A 981-nucleotide genomic window follows, 5' to 3' on the forward strand; every position below is an offset into this window, starting at 1 on the left:
CACCGGGGTGCTCGCCTGGGGGGTGGGCGCGGGGGCGGCGCGGGCCCGCGCCGCCGTCGCCGAGGCCGCCGCCGGCCGGGCGGTCGCGCTGATCGGCTCCGGCGACGCCGGGGTGTACGCGATGGCCAGCCCCGCCCTGGAGTACGCCGACGAGCGCATCGACGTGGTGGGGGTGCCCGGCGTCACCGCCGCCCTCGCGGCCGGGGCGCTGCTCGGCGCGCCGCTCGGGCACGACCACGCCTACCTGAGCCTGTCCGACCTGCACACCCCGTGGGACGTCATCGAACGACGGGTGACCGCCGTCGCCGAGGGTGACTTCGTGACCATCTTCTACAACCCGCGCAGCCGGGCCCGCGACTGGCAGCTCGGCAAGGCGCTCGGCATCCTCGCCGGGCACCGGCCACCGGACACCCCGGTGGGGGTGGTGCGCAACGCCAGCCGCCCCGGCGAACAGGTCCACCTCGCCACGGTGGCCACGCTCGACCCGGCGATCGTCGACATGTACAGCGTGGTGGTCGTCGGCAACAGCGACACACGGCTGGTCGCCGGCCGGATGGTCACCCCCCGGGGGTACCGGTGGCGCTCGTGAGCATCGACGCCTGCCAGGGCTGCGGCGCCTGCCTGCGCACCTGCCCCACGCACGCCATCACACCAATCGCCGGTGGCCTCACCGTCCGCGCCGACCGGTGCACCGGCTGCCTGGAGTGCCTGGAGATCTGCCCCGTCGACGCGATCCGCGTCGTCGAGCCGTCGGAAGGAGCCCGATGAGCCGGGTGGTGCACCCCATCGAGGTCGAGTCGTACCGCATCCTGCGCGAGCGCGTCGACCTGTCGCACCTGCCGCCGCTGAGCCGCGCGGTGACCGAACGGGTGGTGCACGCCAGCGCCGACCTCGCCTACGTCGACGACCTCGTCTGCGACGAGACCGCCCTGCGGTCCGGGCTGGCCGCGCTGCGCGCGGGCGTACCCGTGGTGACGGTCG

3 protein-coding genes are annotated in these 981 nt (G+C 75.3%); all 3 read left to right on the forward strand.

All coding sequences use genetic code 11. The features are described from left to right. A partial coding sequence (locus KBX53_RS34190; protein ID WP_210863948.1) for a precorrin-3B C(17)-methyltransferase occupies nt 1-589 on the forward strand: 589 nt, incomplete at its 5' end. Further along, nucleotides 577-768, forward strand: a complete 192-nt coding sequence (locus KBX53_RS34195) for a DUF362 domain-containing protein (protein WP_036410455.1) — start codon at nt 577-579, stop codon at nt 766-768. The genes KBX53_RS34190 and KBX53_RS34195, both read left to right, overlap by 13 nt. Further along, on the forward strand, nt 765-981 hold a 217-nt coding region (locus KBX53_RS34200), incomplete at its 3' end, for a precorrin-8X methylmutase (protein WP_210863949.1). The genes KBX53_RS34195 and KBX53_RS34200, both read left to right, overlap by 4 nt.

Source organism: Micromonospora sp. M51 (genome assembly GCF_018070305.1).
GTDB lineage: Bacteria > Actinomycetota > Actinomycetes > Mycobacteriales > Micromonosporaceae > Micromonospora > Micromonospora parva.